The 20,669-nt window shown below is 64.4% G+C and carries 16 protein-coding genes; 6 read left to right on the top strand and 10 right to left on the bottom strand.

From position 1 onward, the window contains the following. Positions 1–52: 52 nt before the first annotated feature. From AB4118_RS18125 to AB4118_RS18095, 7 genes are all read right to left on the bottom strand, one after another. A complete protein-coding gene (locus AB4118_RS18125; RefSeq protein ID WP_441491044.1) occupies positions 53–328 on the bottom strand; it encodes a formate dehydrogenase subunit delta in 276 nt (91 codons plus the stop codon). Then, positions 325–1,167: a formate dehydrogenase accessory sulfurtransferase FdhD gene (fdhD, locus tag AB4118_RS18120; RefSeq protein WP_441491043.1), complete on the bottom strand. Its 843-nt coding sequence runs from the start codon at positions 1,165–1,167 to the stop codon at positions 325–327. The genes AB4118_RS18125 and fdhD overlap by 4 nt, the downstream gene beginning before the upstream one ends. Next, positions 1,154–4,033, bottom strand: a complete 2,880-nt coding sequence (gene fdhF, locus AB4118_RS18115) for a formate dehydrogenase subunit alpha (RefSeq protein ID WP_441491042.1) — start codon at positions 4,031–4,033, stop codon at positions 1,154–1,156. Before fdhF ends, fdhD begins: the two co-directional genes overlap by 14 nt. Positions 4,034–4,043: 10 nt before the next feature. Then, positions 4,044–5,630, bottom strand: a complete 1,587-nt coding sequence (locus tag AB4118_RS18110) for a formate dehydrogenase beta subunit (protein ID WP_441491041.1) — start codon at positions 5,628–5,630, stop codon at positions 4,044–4,046. Beyond that, positions 5,627–6,115, bottom strand: coding sequence for an NAD(P)H-dependent oxidoreductase subunit E (locus tag AB4118_RS18105; RefSeq protein WP_441491040.1), 489 nt, complete (start codon positions 6,113–6,115; stop codon positions 5,627–5,629). Before AB4118_RS18105 ends, AB4118_RS18110 begins: the two co-directional genes overlap by 4 nt. A 230-nt stretch (positions 6,116–6,345) precedes the next feature. Then, positions 6,346–7,260, bottom strand: a complete 915-nt coding sequence (locus AB4118_RS18100; RefSeq protein ID WP_441491039.1) for a LysR family transcriptional regulator — start codon at positions 7,258–7,260, stop codon at positions 6,346–6,348. 68 nt (positions 7,261–7,328) lie between these two features. Continuing rightward, positions 7,329–7,754 (bottom strand): lipocalin-like domain-containing protein, encoded by a 426-nt coding sequence (locus AB4118_RS18095; RefSeq protein ID WP_441491038.1) that lies wholly within the window; start codon positions 7,752–7,754, stop codon positions 7,329–7,331. Positions 7,755–7,956: 202 nt separating this feature from the next. Here AB4118_RS18095 and AB4118_RS18090 point away from each other — a divergent pair, with 202 nt between their 5' ends. Then, the gene (locus tag AB4118_RS18090; protein ID WP_441491037.1) at positions 7,957–9,858 is read left to right on the top strand and encodes a hybrid sensor histidine kinase/response regulator; all 1,902 of its coding nucleotides are present in this window, start codon (positions 7,957–7,959) and stop codon (positions 9,856–9,858) included. Between the two features lie 37 nt (positions 9,859–9,895). Here the strand turns inward: AB4118_RS18090 and AB4118_RS18085 are convergent, their stop codons facing one another. Continuing rightward, the gene (locus tag AB4118_RS18085; RefSeq protein ID WP_441491036.1) at positions 9,896–10,324 is read right to left on the bottom strand and encodes a hypothetical protein; all 429 of its coding nucleotides are present in this window, start codon (positions 10,322–10,324) and stop codon (positions 9,896–9,898) included. 115 nt (positions 10,325–10,439) lie between these two features. Between AB4118_RS18085 and AB4118_RS18080 the strand changes: the two genes are divergently transcribed. The 4 genes from AB4118_RS18080 to AB4118_RS18065 all read left to right on the top strand — a co-directional run bounded on the left by AB4118_RS18080 (position 10,440) and on the right by AB4118_RS18065 (position 16,097). Next, positions 10,440–10,700 carry a hypothetical protein gene (locus tag AB4118_RS18080; protein ID WP_441491035.1) on the top strand — a complete coding sequence of 87 codons (261 nt, stop codon included), beginning with the start codon at positions 10,440–10,442 and terminating at the stop codon, positions 10,698–10,700. A 289-nt stretch (positions 10,701–10,989) separates the two neighbouring features. Further along, positions 10,990–13,770, top strand: a complete 2,781-nt coding sequence (locus AB4118_RS18075) for a hybrid sensor histidine kinase/response regulator (protein WP_441491034.1) — start codon at positions 10,990–10,992, stop codon at positions 13,768–13,770. A 162-nt stretch (positions 13,771–13,932) separates the two neighbouring features. Next, positions 13,933–15,111 (top strand): GAF domain-containing sensor histidine kinase, encoded by a 1,179-nt coding sequence (locus AB4118_RS18070; protein WP_441491033.1) that lies wholly within the window; start codon positions 13,933–13,935, stop codon positions 15,109–15,111. Positions 15,112–15,344: 233 nt separating this feature from the next. After that, complete coding sequence (locus AB4118_RS18065) at positions 15,345–16,097, top strand: SDR family NAD(P)-dependent oxidoreductase (RefSeq protein WP_441491032.1); 753 nt, start codon at positions 15,345–15,347, stop codon at positions 16,095–16,097. A 224-nt stretch (positions 16,098–16,321) separates the two neighbouring features. On the opposite strand, the gene AB4118_RS18060 is transcribed toward AB4118_RS18065, so the two are convergent. Together AB4118_RS18060 and pdxR are read right to left on the bottom strand one after the other, a co-directional pair. Beyond that, positions 16,322–17,122, bottom strand: coding sequence for a YggS family pyridoxal phosphate-dependent enzyme (locus AB4118_RS18060; protein WP_441491031.1), 801 nt, complete (start codon positions 17,120–17,122; stop codon positions 16,322–16,324). A gap of 243 nt (positions 17,123–17,365) precedes the next feature. After that, the gene (gene pdxR / locus AB4118_RS18055) at positions 17,366–18,856 is read right to left on the bottom strand and encodes a MocR-like pyridoxine biosynthesis transcription factor PdxR (RefSeq protein WP_441491030.1); all 1,491 of its coding nucleotides are present in this window, start codon (positions 18,854–18,856) and stop codon (positions 17,366–17,368) included. Between the two features lie 114 nt (positions 18,857–18,970). On the opposite strand from pdxR, the gene AB4118_RS18050 reads away from it, so the two are divergent. Beyond that, positions 18,971–20,215 carry a benzoate/H(+) symporter BenE family transporter gene (locus tag AB4118_RS18050; RefSeq protein WP_441491029.1) on the top strand — a complete coding sequence of 415 codons (1,245 nt, stop codon included), beginning with the start codon at positions 18,971–18,973 and terminating at the stop codon, positions 20,213–20,215. Positions 20,216–20,669: the final 454 nt, after the last annotated feature.

The raw sequence follows: 20,669 nt of genomic DNA, 5'->3' as shown, positions 1-20,669 counted from the left end.
GACACCGGCCTTCCCTCGAAGGGCCGGTGGCATTCCGTGAACAGCAGAGATGTCAGCGTCCGGCGGGCGCGCCCTTGATCTTGGGCAGCGCCTTGCGCAGCAGCGGTGGCAATCCGGACGGGTTTGCAGCGAAGGCTGCGATGAAGTCGTCGCGCATGCGCCGGCTCCAGAACTGGTTGATATGGTCGGCGATCGCGGGCACGGCCTGCTCGTCCGGGTAGGATTGGAAGAACTCGGCGATCTGGCCGCCCATGTGCGCGAGCTTGGCGCCTTTGCCTGCCAGCACCGCTTCGGCATGCGAGGAGGGCATGTTGCCTATCGTGCTCATGACGTGTGGGCCTCCCGCTCATGCGCGAGCGTGCCAGTGAAAAGCATGGCAGCATCGCTGCGCGCGATGCTGACCAGGGTGAGGCCGAGGCGCTTGGCCCGCTCGATCGCCAGGGATGTTGGGGCCGAAACCGAAACCAGGGTTCCGGCTCCGAAGATCGCGGCCTTCTCGACCATCTCGAATGAGGCGCGACTGGTGACGAGGACGAAGCCGTCATCGGTGCCATGGCCGGCACGAAGCCGGGCGCCGATCAGCTTGTCCAGCGCGTTGTGACGGCCGACATCCTCGCGCGCAGCCAGAATCTTGCCCTCGCTGTCGCACCAGGCCGCGGCATGGACGGCGCGCGTCCGGCGATGCAGGGGCTGGTGGCCTTCCAGTGCGGCGAGCGCTGCCCGGATGGCGCCAGGTGTCACCGGGGAGCGGCTGCGGGACACCAGTTCCGCCACCGGCAGATCGGCCAGGGTCTCGACGCCGCACAGGCCGCAGGAGGTTCGGCCCGAGAGATTGCGACGCCGGGCCAGATGCTCGCGGAAACGGCCGGGCGCCAGATCGACCGAGACCACGATGCCGTCTTCCCGCGGCGTGACCCGGATCTCGCGGATCTCGTCAACCCCGGCAATGATGCCTTCGGTCAGGCTGAACCCGACGACGAAATCCTCCAGATCGGCCGGGCTCGCCATCATCACCGCATAGGGCAGGGTGCCATAGACGACGTTCACCGGCGTCTCGACCGGGACCTCGGCGATCGCGAACGGCTGCGGGCCTGAGTCGAACCGCAGCGGTTCGACCTGGACGGCGCAGGAGGCCGGGGACTGGGCGGGCGAACTATTCTGCGGCATCCGGCAACCTGCCCGCGATCAGCCTGAGCGAAACGTCTTCCTCCCGGTTCCGCTCCTGCCATTGCGAATAGTAATTGGTGCGCCGAACCTCGACGGCCGTGACCTTGTATTCCGGGCAGTTCGTCGCCCAGTCCGAATAATCGGTGGTGATGACGTTGGCGCCGGTCGAGGCATGGTGGAAGGTCGTGTAGACCACGCCCGGTTGCATGCGTTCCGAGACCTCGGCCCGCAATGCGATATCGCCCGAGCGGCTGGCAAGCGAGATCAGATCGCCCGTCTGGATGCCGCGGTTCTCCGCGTCGAACGGGTGAATTTCGAGCACATCCTCATCGTGCCAGATCGAATTCTCGGTCCGGCGCGTCTGAGCGCCGACATTGTATTGCGAGAGAATGCGGCCGGTCGTCAGGATCAGTGGGAAGCGCGGGCCGGTGCGCTCCTGCGTCGGCACGTATTCCGTGATCATGAACTTGCCCTTGCCGCGCACGAAGCGGTCGACATGCATCAGAGGCGTCCCGTTCGGGGCTTTCTCGTTGCAGGGCCATTGCACCGAACCCTGCTTGTCGAGCTTGTCATAGCTCACCCCTGCGAAGCTCGGCGTCAGGCGCGCGATCTCGTCCATGATCTCGCTGGGATGGGCGTAGGCCATGTCATAGCCGAGCGCATTGGCGAGATCGATCGTGACCTGCCATTCCGACTTGCCCGAAAGCGGCGCCATGACCTGGCGGACGCGGTTGATCCGGCGTTCGGCATTGGTGAAGGTGCCGTCCTTCTCCAGGAAGGACGAGCCCGGCAGGAAGACATGGGCGTATTTCGCAGTCTCATTCAGGAAGAGATCCTGGATGACGACGCATTCCATCGCAGCGAGACCCGCCGTGACGTGCTGGGTATTGGGATCGGACTGCGCAATGTCCTCGCCTTGGACATAGAGCCCCTTGAACGTACCCCCGACCGCCTCGTCGAGCATGTTGGGAATGCGCAGGCCCGGCTCGGTCTCGAGCGGCACGCCCCACATCATCTCGAAGATCTGGCGGGTCGCATCGTCGGAGACATGGCGATAGCCGGAGAACTCGTGCGGGAACGACCCCATGTCGCAGGAGCCTTGGACGTTGTTCTGGCCGCGCAGCGGATTGATGCCGACGCCCTCGCGGCCGATATTGCCGGAGGCCATCGCGAGGTTCGCCATCGCCATGACGGTGGTCGAACCCTGGCTGTGCTCGGTGACGCCGAGCCCGTAATAGATCGCGCCATTGCCGCCGGTGGCGAAGAGGCGCGCGGCGGCGCGGACCTCGGTCGCCGGAACGCCGGTGAATTCCTCGCTCGCCTCGGGCGAGTTGCGCTCTTCGGCGATGAAGCGGGCCCAGATCTCGAAATCGGTGAGGTCGCAGCGCTCGCGGACATAATCCTCGTCGATCAGCCCCTCGGTGACCACGACATGGGCAATCGCATTGATCAGCGCGACATTGGTGCCGGGCTTGAGCTGGAGGTGATGCTCGGCCTTGATGTGCGGCGACTTCACGAGGTCGATCCGGCGCGGATCGGCGACGATCAGCTTGGCGCCCTCGCGCAGGCGCTTCTTCATCCGCGAGGCGAAAACCGGGTGACCGTCGGTCGGGTTCGCACCGATGACGATGATGACATCCGCCTTGGCCACCGACTTGAAGTCCTGGGTACCGGCGGAGGTGCCAAATGTCGTCTTCAGACCGTAGCCGGTCGGCGAGTGGCAGACGCGGGCGCAGGTATCGACATTGTTGTTGCGGAACGCGGCGCGCACCAGCTTCTGGACGAGGAAGACCTCTTCATTGGTGCAGCGGGACGAGGTGATCGCACCAACCGATTCCCGCCCGTAGCTGGCCTGAATCCGCTTGAACTCGGACGCCGCGTAGCCGATCGCCTCCTCCCAGGACACCTCGCGCCAGGGATCGGTGATCTTCTCGCGGATCATCGGCTGGGTGATGCGGTCCTTGTGGTTCGCATAGCCCCAGGCGAAGCGGCCCTTGACGCAGGAATGTCCCTCGTTCGCCTTGCCGTCCTTGTAGGGAACCATCCGCACGACGCGGTCGCCCTGCATCTCGGCCTTGAACGAGCAGCCGACGCCGCAATAGGCGCAGGTCGTGACCTTGGAATGCTCCGGCTGGCCCATCGCGATGACGGAGTTTTCCATCAGGGTCGCGGTCGGGCAGGCCTGGACGCAGGCGCCGCAGGAGACGCATTCGGAGCCGAGGAAGTCGGTTGGGCCGGCCGCGACGCGCGACTCGAAGCCGCGTCCGGTGATCGTCAGTGCAAATGTGCCCTGCACCTCTTCGCAGGCGCGGACGCAGCGGTTGCAGACGATGCATTTCGACGGGTCATAGGTGAAATAGGGGTTCGAAGCGTCCTTGCCGAGGAACAGCGCGTTGGCCGCGCCGTCCTGCTTCGCGAAGACGTGGTTCTCACCCTCATAGCCATAGCGCACCTCGCGCAGGCCGACGGCGCCGGCCATGTCCTGCAATTCGCAGTCGCCATTGGCCGAGCAGGTCAGGCAGTCCAGCGGGTGATCGGAGATGTAGAGCTCCATCACGCCCTTGCGCAGCGTCGAGAGCTGCTCGCTCTGCGTCCTGACCACCATGCCGTCCTCGGCCGGTGTGGTGCAGGAGGCCGGCGTGCCGCGCCGCCCCTCGATCTCGACCAGGCAGAGCCGGCACGAGCCGAAGGGCTCGAGCGTATCGGTGGCGCAGAGCTTCGGGATCTTGGTGCCGAGGCTCATTGCCGCGGCCATGACGGAGGTGCCGGCCGGCACCGTGACGCTCTGTCCGTCGACCGTCAGCGTGACCAGCTTCTCCGCCACGCGGATCGGCGTCCCGAAATCGATCTCCTTGATCAGGCTCATCAGATGCTCCTCATTCGGCGGCCATCGGCAGCGGTGGCCGGTCGAAATCCTCGGAAAAATGGTTCAGCGCGCTCAGCACGGGCATGGGGGTCAGGCCGCCCATCGCGCAGAGCGAGGCGTCGGTCATCAGGCGCGAAAGATCGCGCAGCACGGCGATGTTCTTCGGGCGCTCCTCGCCTGCGATGATGCGGTCCATCACCTCGACGCCGCGCGTCGCGCCAATGCGGCAGGGCGTGCACTTGCCGCAGCTTTCCTTGGCGCAGAACGCGAAGGCGAAGCGCGCCTGCTTGGCCATGTCGACCGTGTCGTCGAAGACGACGATACCGCCATGGCCGAGCATCGCCCGGATGGCCGCCAGCGCCTCGTAATCCATCGGCGTGTCGAGTTGGCTCGCAGTCAGATAGGCGCCGAGCGGACCGCCAACCTGGACGGCGCGGATCTGCCGGCCGCTCAGCGTGCCGCCACCAAAGCCCTCGATGATCTCCCGCAGCGAGATGCCGAAGGCGAGTTCGATCAGCCCGCCACGTCTGACATTGCCGCCGAGCTGCACCGGCAGCGTGCCGCGCGAGCGACCCATGCCGAAATCGGCATAGGCCTGGGCGCCATGGGCCAGGATCCAGGGCACGGCCGCGAAGGACAGCACGTTGTTGACGATCGTCGGCTTGCCGAACAGGCCTTGCAGCGCGGGCAGGGGCGGCTTGGCCCGGACGATCGCCCGCTTTCCTTCCAGGCTTTCGAGCAGCGACGTCTCCTCGCCGCAGATATAGGCGCCGGCCCCGAGCCGGGCCTCGAGGTGGAAAGCATGTCCGGAACCGAGGACCGAGTCGCCGAGCAGGCCGGCATGCTCCGCCTTCAGAATGGCGCGGCAGAGCGTGCGATAGGCATGCGGATATTCCGAGCGCAGATAGATGTAGCCACGCGTCGCGCCGACGGCGATTGCCGCGATCACCATGCCCTCGATCAGGAGGAAGGGGTCGCCCTCGATGAGCATGCGATCGGCAAATGTGCCGGAATCGCCCTCATCGGCATTGCAGACGATATATTTCTGATCGGCCCTGGCGTCCTGGACGGTCTTCCATTTGATCCCGGTCGGGAACCCGGCGCCGCCCCGGCCGCGCAGGCCCGACGCGCGAACCGTCTCGACGATCTCGGCCGGCTGAAGCGCGAGCGCCGACTGCAATCCGGCCAGGCCGCCATGGGCGCGATATTCCGGCAGGGAGAGCGGATCGGTGACGCCGACACGCTCGAAGGTCAGGCGTTGCTGGCGCTTCATCCAGTCGAGTTCGGCGACCGGGCCAAGGCGCAGCGTATGCGCATCGCCATGCATGAAGCCTGCATCGAACAGGCCGGCTACCCCTGCCGCGGTGACCGGGCCATAGGCGACGCGGCCCTCGCTGGTTTCAACCTCGACCATCGGTTCCAGCCAGAGCAGGCCGCGCGAACCATTGCGGACGAGTTCGATCTCGATGCCGCGCTCCGCGGCTTCTCGCAGGATCGCCTGCGCGACCGCTTCGGCGCCGACCGACAGGGCGGCCGCATCGATCGGCACGAAGACGCGGATGCCGGGGGGCGGGCTGTTGGTGAACTCCTGGCTCATCGCTGCCCCCTCGAGCCGGGCTGCGTCTCGCAAAGCGCAAGCAGGCGCGCAGCGTCGACGCGCCCGATCAGTTCGCCATCCACCAGGGCCGAGGGCCCGAGTGCGCAATTGCCGAGGCAATAGACGGTCTCGACCGCGACGGGGCTGTCGGGAGACGCGTGATCGACCGCGATGCCGCCCGCCTGGGCAAGATGCGCGACGAGGTCTTCGCAGCCGAGCGCCTGGCAGGCCTCGGCCCGGCACAGCTTGACGACGCGGCGCGGCGGCGGCTCGGACCGGAAGTCGTGATAGAAGCTGATCGTGCCATGAACCTCGGCCCGCGACAGATTCAACGCTTCCGAGATCAGCGGAACGGCCTCGGCGTCGATATAGCCGAACTCCTCCTGCAGCGCGTGCAGGATGGGCAGGGTTGCGCCTTCCAAATGAACGAGCCCGCCGACGATTCGACGTGCTTCGTCCCGGTCCCATGCCGGAAACTCAGCCATATTTCCTCCAAGCGGGCCGTTGAACCGGCCGTCATGCTTGTGGTCAGGGTGGCCAAGGCTGGAACGATTTCAAATCGTTTGTTCCAACTACGTGATAGTTTCTAGCTATCAAAAAGCAGCGTTCCCGGGATGCTTGCCGCATCTCCTTGCGTGCCAATCCATAGAACGCGGCCAAACGATTATAGTTCCCTCCGGGAGGAGCTGGATCTGCCGTCTTAGATAGAACTCAGCTATCTCACGATGGGCAGGCGAGGCAGGCCGGCCTCGCTGATCGGGCGCGACATCATCAGCAGGTTTCGCGCCAAGGGCGCGAAGGGCTGGCGGTCCGCCACGATCAGCCCGATGGTGCGCTTGGCGTCCGGCTCCACGAGCGGCAGGGCCTTGGTTCCGAGCGGTACCCCGAAGAACTCGAGCAGCTGCAGCGAGACGATGCTCGAGACGCCCTGGATCCCGGCATGAGAGCACAGGTTGAAGATCGAGTTGGTTTCGATTGCCGGCCGCGGCGAATGTCCGACGGAGCGAAAGATGCCGTCGATGATCCGTCGGTTCTGCATGTCGGAGGTCAGCAGGCAAAGCTTGAGCTCCGCGGCTTCCGCCCAGGTGATGGTGTCCTGCCGCGCGATCTCGCCATCCTCGCGCGTCAGCAGCACATAGGATTCCAGGTAGATCGGCTTCGAGATCACGCGGTCGAGAGGTTCATTGTCGAGATAGGTCAGGCCGACATCGAGCTCGAAATTGTCGATTCGGCTCTGGATCTCGGCCGAGGTCAGCGACAGCACGGTCAGGGAGACCGCCGGGTAGCGCTCCGAGAACGGCGCGGTGATGTGGGCGATCATCGGCAGGGCTGTCGGAATGGCGCCGAGCCGGATGCGACCGCTCACGCCCTGCCTGAGCTCGGCGATCGATTCCTTCAGCAGGTCGGCCTCTGCGAGGATGCGGCGGGCATGGGCGAGGACGACCTCGCCCTCCTTGGTCAGCCCCTGAAACCGGCGCCCCCGCTCGACGATAAGCACGCCGAGTTCTTCCTCCAGCTGTCCGATGGCGGTGGACAGGGTGGGTTGGGAGACGTGGCAGGCCTCGGCTGCGCGTCGAAAATGCTTCTCGCGGGCAAGGGCGTCCAGATAGACAAGCTGACGAATGATCATTGCAGCTAGGCTAGCGCGGCGGTCGTTCGGTTCAATCTGAAAATGTGCCGATCTGCCCGCGAAAGCGCTCAGACCTTCCGGAACTCCATGCGGTAGATCACCGCTTCGCCGGTTGCGGGATCATGGCCGGGCGCTCCGCTGATCACGAGTCTGTCCCCGGCCAGGATGTAGGGCCGGATCAGGTCGATCTGCCAGGTCGGGTTCCAGGCCGCGTCGACATGGTGGGTGACCTTGTCGTCCTCCAGCGTATAGGCCGCCGCATAGGCAAGCATCGAATCGAACAGACCGATCTTTTCCTCGGGCGATGGCGCAGACCCGACGGGCTTCTCCCTGTTCCGGTCAAGCACGAGCGCCATCATTCGACCGTCGGGCTGATAGGAAATGTAGCCGACCGGATCAGACCCCATGGCGTCGGTCACGACCCCGGTCGCGACAGCCTCGCGCGTCCAGGAGATCATTTTCCAGGTGCCCAGCAGAGCTTCGGCGTCGGCCATGCCAGTCTCCAACGACGCTTTCGCGAGTTGGTAGCCATCTTGCTCGGGGCATTCGATAAAGCAAATGGGGCTTAGGCGTGCTGCGCTGCGACGGGGCGCTCGATGCTTTTTCATTCCGGCGACGGAACAATGTCCACTCGCCGACGTTCCCTGTTCCGGTGTGATGCGCGGGGACGCTATGGGTAAGGCCGAACAATCTGCAATGGGCGATGAGCGTTATCGCATCCTGGTCGAGGCCGTCACGGATTATGCGATCTACATGCTCGACCCGGCAGGCACGATCGGCAGCTGGAACCGCGGGGCCGAACGCTTCAAGGGCTACACGGCGCTGGAGGTGCTTGGCACCAATTTCTCGCGTTTCTACACCGATGCCGATCGCGCGAGGGGACTGCCCGCGTTCGCGCTGGGCACGGCGGCGCGCGAGGGCCGCTTCGAAAGCGAGGGCTGGCGCGTCCGCAAGGACGGCACGACCTTCTGGGCCAGCGTCGTCATCGATGCGATCTATGGAACGGACGGCGAACTCCTCGGCTTCGCCAAGATCACGCGCGATCTGTCCGAGCGGAGAGAAGCCGAAAATGCCCTGCGTCGAAGCGAGGAGCGCTTCCGGCTCCTGGTGCAGGGCGTCACCGACTACGCCATCTATATGCTCGATCGCGACGGCATCGTCAGCAACTGGAATCAGGGTGCCGAGCGGATCAAGGGCTATGCGCCAGACGAGATCATCGGGCAGCATTTCTCCCGTTTCTATACGGCCGAGGATCGCGAGAGGGGCGAGCCCCAGCGCGCGCTCGACACGGCCATCCGCGAGGGCAAGTTCGAGAAGGAGGGTTGGCGCCTCCGGAAGGACGGAACGCCGTTCTGGGCAAGCGTGGTCATCGATGCGATCAAGGGGGACAATGGCGAGGTCATCGGCTTCGCCAAGGTCACCCGGGACATGACCGAACGGCGACGCCATGAGCAGGCGCTGGAGGAGGCGCGGCAATCGCTGCTTCAAAGCCAGAAGACCGAGGCCATCGGCCAGCTCACCGGCGGCGTTGCGCATGACTTCAATAATCTGCTGGCCGCCATCCTCGGCAGCCTGGAGCTCATCCGCAAACAGGCCTCGAGCGAGAAGGTCGCCGCTCTCGCCGATAACGCGATCGAGGGCGCGCGCCGGGGCATTTCCCTGACACAGCGCATGCTGTCCTTCGCGCGCCGCCAGGAACTTTCTCCCACGACGGTCGACCTGCCGAAGCTGGTCTCGGGCATGTCGGAGTTGCTCCAGCGCTCGCTCGGTCCGCTCGTCAGTATTGAAACGCGGTTTCCGCTGGCGCTGGATGCGGCGCGCGTCGATCCGCATCAGCTCGAACTGGCGCTGCTGAACCTGACCATGAATGCGCGGGACGCCATGCCAGGTGGCGGGACGATCATCATTGCGGCGCGCGCTGAGGATATTGCGGCGGCCGGGCGCTCGAACCTGGCGCCAGGGTGCTATCTCTGCCTGTCGGTGAGCGATGTCGGAGAGGGAATGGACGAGCAGACGTTGGCACGCGCGACCGAGCCGTTCTTCACGACCAAGGGGGTCGGCAAGGGCACCGGGCTCGGGCTCTCCATGGTCCATGGCATGGCCGAACAGTCCGGGGGGGGATTCGTCCTCAAGAGCCGGTCCGGAGAGGGGACGACGGCCGAAATCTGGCTTCCCGTCGCAGAGCGATTGCCGACGCAGGAGGTCTCGCCCGATGCCCGATCGTATCCGGCGGATGACAAGCCCCAGCGCTCATTGCGGGTGCTCGCCGTCGATGACGACGCACTCATCCTGATGAACACGGCGGCCTTGCTCGAGGATCTTGGACACAGCGTGATCGAGGCGGCCTCGGCCAGGGAGGCGCTCGAGGTGCTGGACGGCGGCGCAAAGATCGATCTCGTCATCACCGACCACGCGATGCCCCGGATGACGGGCGCCCAGCTCGCCGAAATCATCAGGGCGAAATGGCCGGACCTGCCGATCATCCTGGCAACCGGCTATGCGGAGCTGCCAACCGAGCAGGGACAGAAACTGCCCCGGCTCTCAAAGCCGTTCTGGCAGGTCGATCTCCAGCGTGCAGTCGACGCGGCAACAAGCTGAATTCGGCACGCAGATCCGACTGCGCCGCGGCCCAATACTAGCCAGCGAGTGCTGCCGTCGTGGTTGCCACATCCTGGCAATCGGAGTTCGTGGCGGCAACTTCCAGCGCGGCGATGAAAAGCGCGCCCTTGTCCGTCACATGCGTGATCAGCACCTCGACTGATCGCCCGTCATTGCAGACCAGTCTCAGGCGGTCGGCAAAGACCAACGGATCCCAGGCATCCAGATCGCCGATCAGCTCACCGGACAGGAGGCCGTCCGGCTGGGTCACCATGCGGTATTCCAGCGGAAGCTGTGCTCCGCTCTTGAGTACGATTTTTCCTGCAACTGGCATCGCTGCTCCTGTTCCGGGACGGGCGAAACTTCGGCGCGGTCCCTGAGATAATTTTCTCAAGAGTACCGCGCCTCGCCCGTCGATACGATAAAAAACCAATTGGTGCAGTGACTTATAGCGAGGCGTGCGCACCGCCTGCTCATTTCGAGCCGATGGCGCAATGGGAACAAATGAGTAAGTGGCGCATTCTGATGAGAGTGATGCTTTTGCGTCGATTGAGTGATCCGGGGCAGCGCAGGGTCGGACAATGAGCGAGACAACGATCAAGGGAACAAGCCTCAGCCGCGGCGAGCGACTTCAGGTCATGCTCGACGAGGACGAGCTGCGGGTGATCGATGACTTCCGGTTCAATAATCGCATGCCGACGCGTGCCGCGGCCGTGCGGGAGCTGCTCAGGCGAGGGCTGGAGGCCGTCGGTTACACGCTCGTGCCGGGCGCAAAATCCAGCTCCTACGGCGTGATGAATGGCGGGGACGGCGAAGGCGAGGCCCAGGCCGGATCAGAATGAGGGCGCCTCTTCGTGCCTGCGCACGGACGCATCGTGAGGCGCAGAATCTTTTCGGACCGATGGAACCTGACGGGGGGCATCGCAGTTGAGTGTCGCCAGTCGATTGTCGGTGTCGAAATCCTTCGTCTCCCCGGCGGACTGCCGGCGTGTCTATCTCCCCGTTTTTCCTTCCACTCTGCTCAGTCTGGCGGCCCCGCGATGATCCTCTCAGTGTCAGTTCATGCCGAATGCCGCTAGGAACGCTTGCACGCTCGAGACATCACGCAGCGCAATGAGCAGGGACCTGACTGTGACTACAGACGTGGAGCGCGACCGCCGCCTGATCCAGAGCGTGCTCGCGATATCCGACGATTGCATCAAGGTTCTCGACCTCGACGGCAAGCTGACCTTCATGAGCGAAGGCGGCATGCGGGTCATGGAGGTCCCCGATTTTGGGCCGATCGCGGGCCGCGCCTGGACCGATTTCTGGGAGGGCAAGGATCGGGCAGAGGCGATCGCCGCTGTTGCAGCGGCCAGGGCCGGCGGCACCGGCCAATTCGAGGGCTTCGCCAGGACGATGGCGGGCACGCCCAAATGGTGGAATGTCCGCATCACGCCCGTCCCCGGGCCAGATGGCAAGCCGGAGCGGCTGCTGGCGATTTCCCGCGACATCACGGCGCAGAAATCGGTCGAAGAGGCGCTGGTCGCGACCGAAGAGCGCTATCGCACCCTGTTCGACAGCATCGATGAGGGGTTCTGCATCATCGAGTTCTTCGATGGGCCGCATGGCGCGCTGAGCGACTACGTCCATATCGAGGCCAATCCCGCCTACGCGGTTCATGCCGGCATTCCCGATGTCGTCGGAAAGAAGCTCCGCGACATGGTGCGGGACGAGGCCGATGGCTGGGTCGAGCTCTATGGCGGGGTGCTCCGCACCGGCCAGCCGATCCGCTTCGAACGCGAGCTCGTCGCGACCGGCCGCTATCTCGAGCTCTCGGCCTTTCGCATCGAGCCGGCCAGCGCGAAGCAGGTCGCCGTGCTCTTCCAGGACATCACCGGCCGCAAGAAAGCCGAGGCCGCCTTGCAGGAGAGCGAAAGCCGGTTCCGGACCCTGTCGCAGTCCATGCCGAACCATGTCTGGACCGCGACACCGGACGGAATGCTCGATTGGTTCAACGAGCAGGTCTATTCCTATTCTGGCACGGGCGCGGGCTCGCTCGACGACGAGCGCTGGGCATCGATCGTGCATCCTGACGATCTCGCGAGTGCGGCCGCCGCCTGGGAAAATGCGCGTCGCGACGGGATCGGTTACGAGACCGAGTTCAGGCTGAGGCGCCATGACGGGGCCTTCCGCTGGCACATCGCCCGCGCCGTCCCGATCCTCGATGAGAACGGCGCGGTGGTGCGCTGGATCGGCACCAATACCGATATCGACGATCAGAAGACGGCCGAGGCGGCGCTATCGGACCTCGCCACGACCTTGGAAGATCGCGTCGATCTCCGCACGGCCGAGCTCGCCAGGGCGCAGGATGCGCTGCGCCACAGCCAGAAGATGGAGGCGATCGGCAACCTGACCGGTGGCGTTGCACATGATTTCAACAACCTGCTGCAGGTGATCAGCGGGAACCTGCAGCTGCTCTCGCGCGATATCACCGGCAATGAGAGAGCCGAGAAGCGGGCCGCGAACGCCATGGCAGGCGTGGCGCGCGGCTCAAAGCTCGCCGCTCAACTGCTGGCCTTCGGCCGCCGGCAGGCGCTGGAGCCCAAGGTCGTCAGCGTCGGCCGGCTGATCCGCGGCATGGACGATCTGCTTCGCCGCACGCTCGGTGAAGCCGTCGAGGTGGAAACGATGATCGCCGGCGGGCTCTGGAACACATTGGTCGATCCGACCAATGTGGAGAATGCGCTGCTCAATCTCGCGATCAATTCGCGTGATGCGATGGACGGCCAGGGCCGCCTCACCATCGAAGCCGGCAACGCCTTTCTCGACGACGCCTATGCACGCGCGCATTCCGATGTCTCGGCGGGCCAGTATGTCATGGTGGCGGTGACCGATACGGGCTCGGGCATGAGCCCTGAGGTCATGGAGCGGGTCTTCGAGCCGTTCTTCTCGACCAAACCCGAAGGCAAGGGCACAGGCCTCGGCCTCTCCATGGTCTACGGCTTCGTCAAACAGTCCGGCGGCCATGTGAAGATCTACAGCGAGGCCGGCCACGGCACGACGATCCGGCTCTATCTGCCACGCTCGACCCAGGTCGAGGATATGCCGGTCGAGAGCGAAACCGGCCCGGTCAGCGGCGGCAGCGAGACCATCCTGGTCGTCGAGGACGACGAGGCCGTTCGCGACACGGTGATCGCACTGCTGGGCGAACTCGGTTACCGCGTCCTGAAGGCACATGACGCGCAAAGCGCGCTTGCGGTCATCGAGAGCGGCATACCCATCGACCTGCTCTTCACCGATGTCGTGATGCCGGGAGTATTGAAGAGCCCGGAACTGGCGCGCAAGGCCAAGGAGAGGCTGCCGGAACTCGGCGTGCTCTTCACCTCGGGCTACACGGAAAACTCCATCGTGCATGGCGGGCGGCTCGATGAAGGCGTCAACCTGCTGTCGAAGCCCTACACGCGCGAGGCTCTGGCCAGGAAGATCAGGCAGGTCCTGTCGCATGGCGGCAGGAAACCGTCTGGCGACACGCCGGAGCCGGCAGTCAGCCCGGCACTGCTCGCTGCATCCGAGCCCGCGCGGAAACTCACGGTCCTCGTTTGCGAGGATGACGCCATCATTCGCATGGATACCGCCGATCTGGTCCGCGAGCTCGGCTATGTCGCGATCGAGGCCGATAGCGGGCGCGAGGCAATCGATATCGCGTCGCGGGAGGAGATCGACATCCTGCTGACCGATGTCGGCCTGCCCGACATTTCGGGCATCGAGCTCTCCCGGAGCTTGCGTGAACTCAAGCCGGCGATCGCCATTGTCTTTGCGACGGGGCGGGACCAGGTCGAGGGTCTTGATGCAGAGCCGCGCACCGAGCTGCTCAAGAAGCCCTATAGTCTGGACCTGCTCGGGCGGGTGTTGGGACGCGTCACGGGCTAGGCATTATCCTATGGCATGGGGCAGGAATGGCCGCTATGCCCATGGCTATGGAGAAATGTCTGAGCCGCATATCCGGGCGTGGACGGCCAATCGTGACCGGTCTTTTGACATAGACGCGTCGTCACGATTGTGTTTCCGCTCGTTTTTTCCGGGCGGGGTTTGATGCGTCAAGATTTCTCTGAAGATATCGCCGCGATCTCGTCCATTGCCGCGGTACCGAGCATTCTGGAAGTGGTGTGCCGGACGACGGGCATGGGCTTTGCCGCCGTCGCGCGGGTGACCGAGGATCGCTGGGTCGCCTGTGGCGTTCGCGACGAAATCGCGTTCGGCCTGCAGCCCGGCGGCGAGCTCAAGATCGAGACCACGATCTGCAATGAAATCCGCGACCATCGCGAGATGGTCGTCATCGACCATGTCGACGCGGACCCCGTCTATTGCCGGCATCATACGCCTGCGACCTATGGCCTGCAGAGCTATATCTCGATGCCGATCATCCTGCCGGATGGAACATTCTTCGGCACGCTCTGCGCGATCGACCCGCGGCCGCATGTCGTCAGCACGCCCGCCATTACCGGCATGTTCAAGCTCTTCGCTGAGCTGATCGCCTTCCACCTCGACGCCCACCAGAAACTCGCTGACAGCGCGGCCAGACTGGTCGGCGAATTGCAGAACACCGAGATCCGCGAGCAGTTCATCGCCGTGCTCGGCCATGACCTGCGCAATCCGCTTGCCTCCATCCATTCCGGCCTTCGCATGGTGCTGAAGAGCGATGACATGGCGAAGGTGCGCACGCTGGCGACGATGATGCAGAGCAGCGTTGGCCGGATGTCGCGCCTGATCGACGACGTTCTCGATTTCGCACGCGGGCGACTGGGCGGCGGGTTCATTCTCGAGCGCGGTGCCGAGACGAACCTGAAGCCCGCGCTAGAGCAGGTGATCGGCGAACTCCAGACCGCATATCCCGATCGCGAGATCGCGGCGGCGCTGCGGTTCGACGGCGTCATCGACTGCGACCCGGCGCGCATCGCCCAGATGGCGTCGAACCTCATCGCCAACGCATTGAGGCACGGCGCCGAGGACGGCCCCGTGATCGTGGACGCTCATCGGTCTCCCGACTATTTCGAGCTGTCGGTCTCGAATTCCGGAGAGCCAATCCCGCCTGAGATCATGGCCGAGCTCTTCAAACCCTTCGTGCGCGCCTCCGCCAGATCCCACCAGCAGGGCCTCGGTCTTGGCCTCTATATTTGCGCGCAGATCGCCAAGGCGCATGCAGGCACGCTGGATGTCATCTCGACATCCGAGGGCACGCGGTTCAGATTCAGGATGCCGCTCACCCTCTGAGCGACCCGGGTTTCGATCGGCGCCTATCGCCTCCGGGATGCCCGCCGGTGATGCGCGACAGAAATTGCCCCTTGCCCCGAAAAAGGAGTTCGCGCCCGCGATGGAGCGGACGGCATGATCCGCCCCTCACTGGGGTGTGGACACATCGACGCCGGGCCATATTCGGATTGAGGCCGGTTTGCCGAAAGCGCACCATGGCGTGATCAGTCAAATGGTTTGAACGGGGCTACGGAATGGAAATCTCCTTCAGGGGCAAGAAGGTCGTCGTCGCAGGCGGCAGCCGCGGCATCGGGCGATCCATCGCGCTCTCTTTCGCGGCGGCAGGCGCCGATGTGGCGATCTGCGCTCGCAATCCCGAGGGGCTCAGCGCCGTCGAAGCCGAGTTGAAGCGGCATGGCGGGGCGGTTTTCAGCATGGCATGCGATCTCGGCGAGGGCTCTGCGGCCGCGAGCTTTGTGGCTGACGCTGCTCGCGCGCTCGGCGGCATCGACATCCTGATCAACAACGCGTCGGGCTTCGGCTCGAAGGATGACGAGAGCGGCTGGCTTGCCAGCATCAATGTCGACCTGATGGCGACCGTGCGCGCCACCCAGACGGCGATACCGTTCCTGGAGGAAGCGGGCGGCGGCGCCATCATCAACATCTCGTCGATTTCCGGCCTGACGGCGGTGCCGCGTTCGCTGCCCTACGCTGCCATCAAGGCGGCCGTGGTCAACTACACCATGGGGCAGGGGCGGGCGCTCGCACCGAAGCGCATCCGGGTCAACGCCATCGCGCCGGGCTCGATCGCGTTTCCGGGCGGCTCGTGGGAAAATCGCAAGACGACCGATCCGCAGCTCTACGAGCGCACGCTCGGCAGCATTCCCTGGGGGCGCTTCGGGGCGCCGGGAGAGGTCGCCAATGTCGCCCTGTTCCTGGCGAGCGACATGGCAAGCTGGGTGACCGGGCAAACGATCGTCGTCGATGGCGGGCAGTTGCTGACCTGACGCAGCCGTGAAGACCTGACGCAGCGGTGAAGACCTGGGCCTGACGAAGCTGCATGAAGCGCAGCCGGCAACCCACCTTGCCACCGGATCATGGCTGCACCGACAGGCAAGCGGCGAGCGTCGCTCGCCTCAAAGCGAGCATTCGCCTCGGGGGGAGAAGCCTGAGGCGATGGCCCCGCCTGTCTATCTGCTTTCGGAAACAGAACTGGCTCGGCTCGGTGTCGTCACTCTTCCGGTCGCGAGGTCGGGATGAGACCAGGCCAGTAGAGCGCGTCGCTGGTCGGTCGCGCACCGAAAATGGCTTGGCCGACCCGAACGACATCGGCGCCTTCTTCGATGGCGCACTCGAAGTCACCCGACATACCCATCGACAACTGCACAAGGCCGGGATCGATGCTGACGGCGCGGTCCCGCAGGGTCCGCAGCAGCCGGAAACAGGCGCGCACGCGCTCGGAATCCGCACTGAAGATTGCCAGCGTCATGAGGCCGCGCGGCTTCAGGCGAGGGTACTCGGACAGACGTTCGACGAACGACACAAGATCGTCGGGATGCAGGCCGTACTTGCTGGCCTCGCCGGACGTGTTCACCTGAACGAAGACGTCGAGGTCGCGCCCCTCGGCCTCCAGCCGGCGGTTGAGCTCATCGGCCAGCCGGACGCTGTCGAGGGCATGGAACTCCGTGGCGAAGCGGGCGAGATACTTGACCTTGTTCGTCTGGAGGTGACCGATGATGCTCCAGCGGATCGGCAGGTCGCCAAGCACCGACCGCTTGTCCCGGGCCTCCTGAAGCTTGTTCTCCCCAAAGCTGGAGATGCCTGCAGCAAAGGCGAGCCGCAGGATATGGGCGGGAACCGTCTTGGTGACCGGCAGCAGATGCACATCGACTGGATTTCGCCCGCAGCCCTGGCACGCTGACGCGATGCGCTCCTGAACGGCTTTCAGGTTCATCGCAAATGCTTCGGCAGGGTCATGACCGAAGCGGGCGATATCCTCGGCCGAAAGGGCGCCCGTCGATGGTGCATTCATATCGAAGCAAGCTCCAGATGAGACCGCCGGGCAAGTCTTGCGAAGACCTTGCCGAGGGCGGCAACCCGACGATCCCGCCTTGATGCAGGTCCGTTATACCCAGATGAAGTGTAGTCCTGGCACATGCGACTGTTGATCTGCGGCGGATCGCTTCGTCGGTATTTATCTTGAAAATGGCCTGCTGCACCCATCCACTTGCAGAGGATAAGGCCGGCCATTTGCGGTGAGCCRGACTGCCCCGGTCTACGCGCTCTTCACAGTCCGGAATGCGCTCGAGAGCTGCTTGACTGCGACCTCAAGCTCGGCCGGAGTGTAGGCCGCGAAGCCCATCAGAAAGCCAGCCTCGCCATTGCCAGAAGCATGAAGGGCCGACAGACCCAGAAGCTCGACGCCAACGCGCTGCGCGGCGTCGATGGCCGCACGCTCTGAAAGGTCGCCGGTCAGCGCGCACGGCATCTGGAGTCCACCGATCGGAACCCGAGGCTCGACGAAAGCCGAAAGCTCCGTCCGCACGAGGCTTGCCAGGATTTCGAGCCGCTCGGCGTAGACATTACGCATGGCGCGAACATGCGCTCCGAAATGTCCTCCCTCCATAAAACGGGCGAGTGTCAATTGCGCGATCGAGGCGGTGTGGCCGTCCAGGAGCGTGCGCGCAATCGTCATTGGCTTGACCAGTTGCGGGGGCAGCACGACATAGCCGACCCGCAAGCCTGGAAAGAGCGATTTCGTGAATGTGCCGATATAGACGGTCCGGTCATGCTGATCGAGACCCTGAACGCAGGCCATTGGTTTGCCGGCGTAGTGAAACTCGCTGTCGTAGTCGTCCTCGATGATCCAGGCCTGATGCTTCGCTGCCCATTCGATCAGGGAGAGACGCCGGTCGAGCGCAAGTGTCGCGCCCGTCGGAAACTGATGGGACGGCGTCAGGAAGACGGCCTTGGCCTTGCGCGGATCGTCACGCAGTTGCTCGACCAGAATTCCCTGATCGTCGACGCGGATAGGCGCAGATTCCAGACCGGCTGCATCGAAGGCCTTGCGTGCCCCGTAATAGGCTGGATCCTCGATAAAGATGCGGTCTCCAGGATCCAGCAGCATATTGGCGCAGAGCGCCACTGCCTGTTGTGAGCTTGTCAGGACCAGCACGCGGTCGGGATGAGCGCGGGCGCCTCTCTCCAGGTTGACATAGTCTGCAATAGCGCGTCGAAGCGGCTCCGCGCCCTGGGGATCTCCGTGAAGAAGCGCCCGCGTGCCGGTCTCCTTCAGCACCTGCCGCTCCAGGCGTTGCCAGAGCGCGAGCGGAAAGCTGCGCGTCTCGGGTACGCCCGGGGCAAACGGCCGGGGAGATAGCTGCTCGCGAACGCCGCCACCGCGGAAGATGGCCGCTCCGCGTTCGCTGAGGTTTGAAGCCGGGCTACGCCGCAGTGCGCCGCGATGAGAGAGCCTGAGGCCAGGAGTGAACTCGGTCATCTCAGCCACGAAACTGCCGCTGCCCACCCGCCGGTCGATGAAGCCCTCGGCATGGAGCTGGGCATAGGCGGCCTCGATCGTGTCGCGGGAGAGACCGAGCGATTTGGCGAGCGCCCGCGAGGCCGGCAGCGGCTTGCCGGGACCCAGCGCACCATCGAGGATCATCTGCCGCAAAGCCCGTTGAATACGCGCGTGAAGCGGCAGTTCCGCATGGGCGGGATGGGCAAGCCATGCCTTCACCGATTCCAACTGAGAATGCTTGAACAATTGGTCTGACTTGCTCGAAGAAAGTGGAGGGGATGAACAGACCATTGATCCGCTAGGAGTCAAGCCGCCTCGCTGGCCCGGGCCAGGCGGGTTTTCAGGATAACGACCACGATCATGCCGCCTGTCTCGTCACCACCATCGCTCACTCCAAGTGATCTCGCGCCTCCGATCGTCGCGGGACTGATCTCTGTCATCGTCAACTATGGGGGAACCTTCATTCTGGTCTTTCAGGCCGCAAAGGTTGCGGGGCTCAGCCCGGAGCTGACGGCATCCTGGGTCTGGTCTGTTTCCATCGGCGTGGGGCTGACGGGGATCTATCTGAGCTGGCACTTTCGCGAGCCGATCATCACGGCCTGGTCGACGCCGGCGGCGGCGTTCCTCGTCACGGCACTCGCCACGACCCCTTATGCCGAGGCGGTCGGTGCTTACCTGATCTCGGCGGCCGCATTCGTCGCCCTCGGGCTGTCGGGCTATTTCGAGAAGGTCGTCAGGCTGATCCCGCCGGGCATCGCATCAGGCTTGCTCGCCGGTATCCTGCTGCAGTTCGGCATCGGCGCGTTTGGCGGTGCGAGCGTCGATCCTCTGCTGGTTGGGCTTCTGATCATCGCCTATCTCGTGCTGAAGCGCTTCATCCCTCGCTATGCTATCGTTGGCATTCTGGTGCTCGGCCTCGCCTTCTTGACTGTGAAGGGACGTGTCGATCTCGCGGGGCTTCAGTTCAAGCTTGCGGCTCCGGTGTTCACTGCGCCGGACATTTCGCTCAATGCGCTCTTGAGCGTCGCGTTGCCGCTGTTCCTGATCACGTTGACCGGGCAGTACATGCCGGGGATGCTCGTCCTGCGCAATGACGGCTTCAGGACCAGCGCCAATCCGATCGTGACCGTGACAGGTCTCGGTTCGCTGATCATGGCGCCGTTCGGTTCCCACGCCTTCAACATCGCAGCGATCACCGCAGCGATCTGCACGGGCAAGGAAGCGCATGAGGATCCGTCCAAACGGTGGATCGCAGGAATCGCCGCAGGCGTTTTCTATGTGCTTGTCGGCGTCTTCGGCGTGGCTCTGGCGGCGGTCTTCATGGCATTCCCAGCGACCTTCATCACGACGCTCGCAGGGCTGGCGCTAATGGGCACGATTGGCGGCAGTCTCGCCAGCGCTATGGCCGACCAGAGGTCGCGTGAGGCGGCGTTGATCACGTTCCTTGCCTCATCGGCCAAGATCAGCCTGCTCGGCATCGGCGGGGCGTTCTGGGGGCTGGTGATCGGGCTCGTCGCCTATGTGATCCTGCATGGCCGTTTGCCGCGCCGTGAGTCTGTCGAGGGCGCTCGTCCGTCGGCAGTCGGCAGAGGCGGGGCAGAGTGAGGGCATGCGGACTTCGCCTTCGTCAATGTCGGCCGACCCGAAACGTGATCCTTCTCGTGCAATCCCACGCCTCAGCTTTCGAGCAGAAACCGAACCATCTCACGCGAATTATCGGGGCCGCCGCGTCAGCTGCCCAGACGATCGCCACACCACCAAGCATGTCCACTACCATGGACAATCCGGTGTTCGGCAATCGTCTGACTTTTGCCGCTTCCGAACAGGCACCGCGTGACGGGCTTGCCGTTTACGACCGCATCGGTCGGCTTCTGACGAGCGATGCCTTACGCCAATATGCGCACCTTCGGCTCACGAGCCCATTGCCGGGTCCGGGGGGCTCCAGGAGGATTTCGGCCTTGTCGCCGAGCCTGACCATCGACTGTCCTGAGGTCCAGTCAGACACGCCAGCCACGTTCGTCGCTGCGGCGGGCGGAGACGGGAAGAGGCCCGGCAAGAT

It is taken from the genome of Allobosea sp. 2RAB26, from assembly GCF_052115465.1.
GTDB lineage: Bacteria > Pseudomonadota > Alphaproteobacteria > Rhizobiales > Beijerinckiaceae > Allobosea.
The sequence above is the reverse complement of the archived record's forward strand: the minus strand, read 5'-3'. Positions and strand labels throughout refer to the sequence as shown.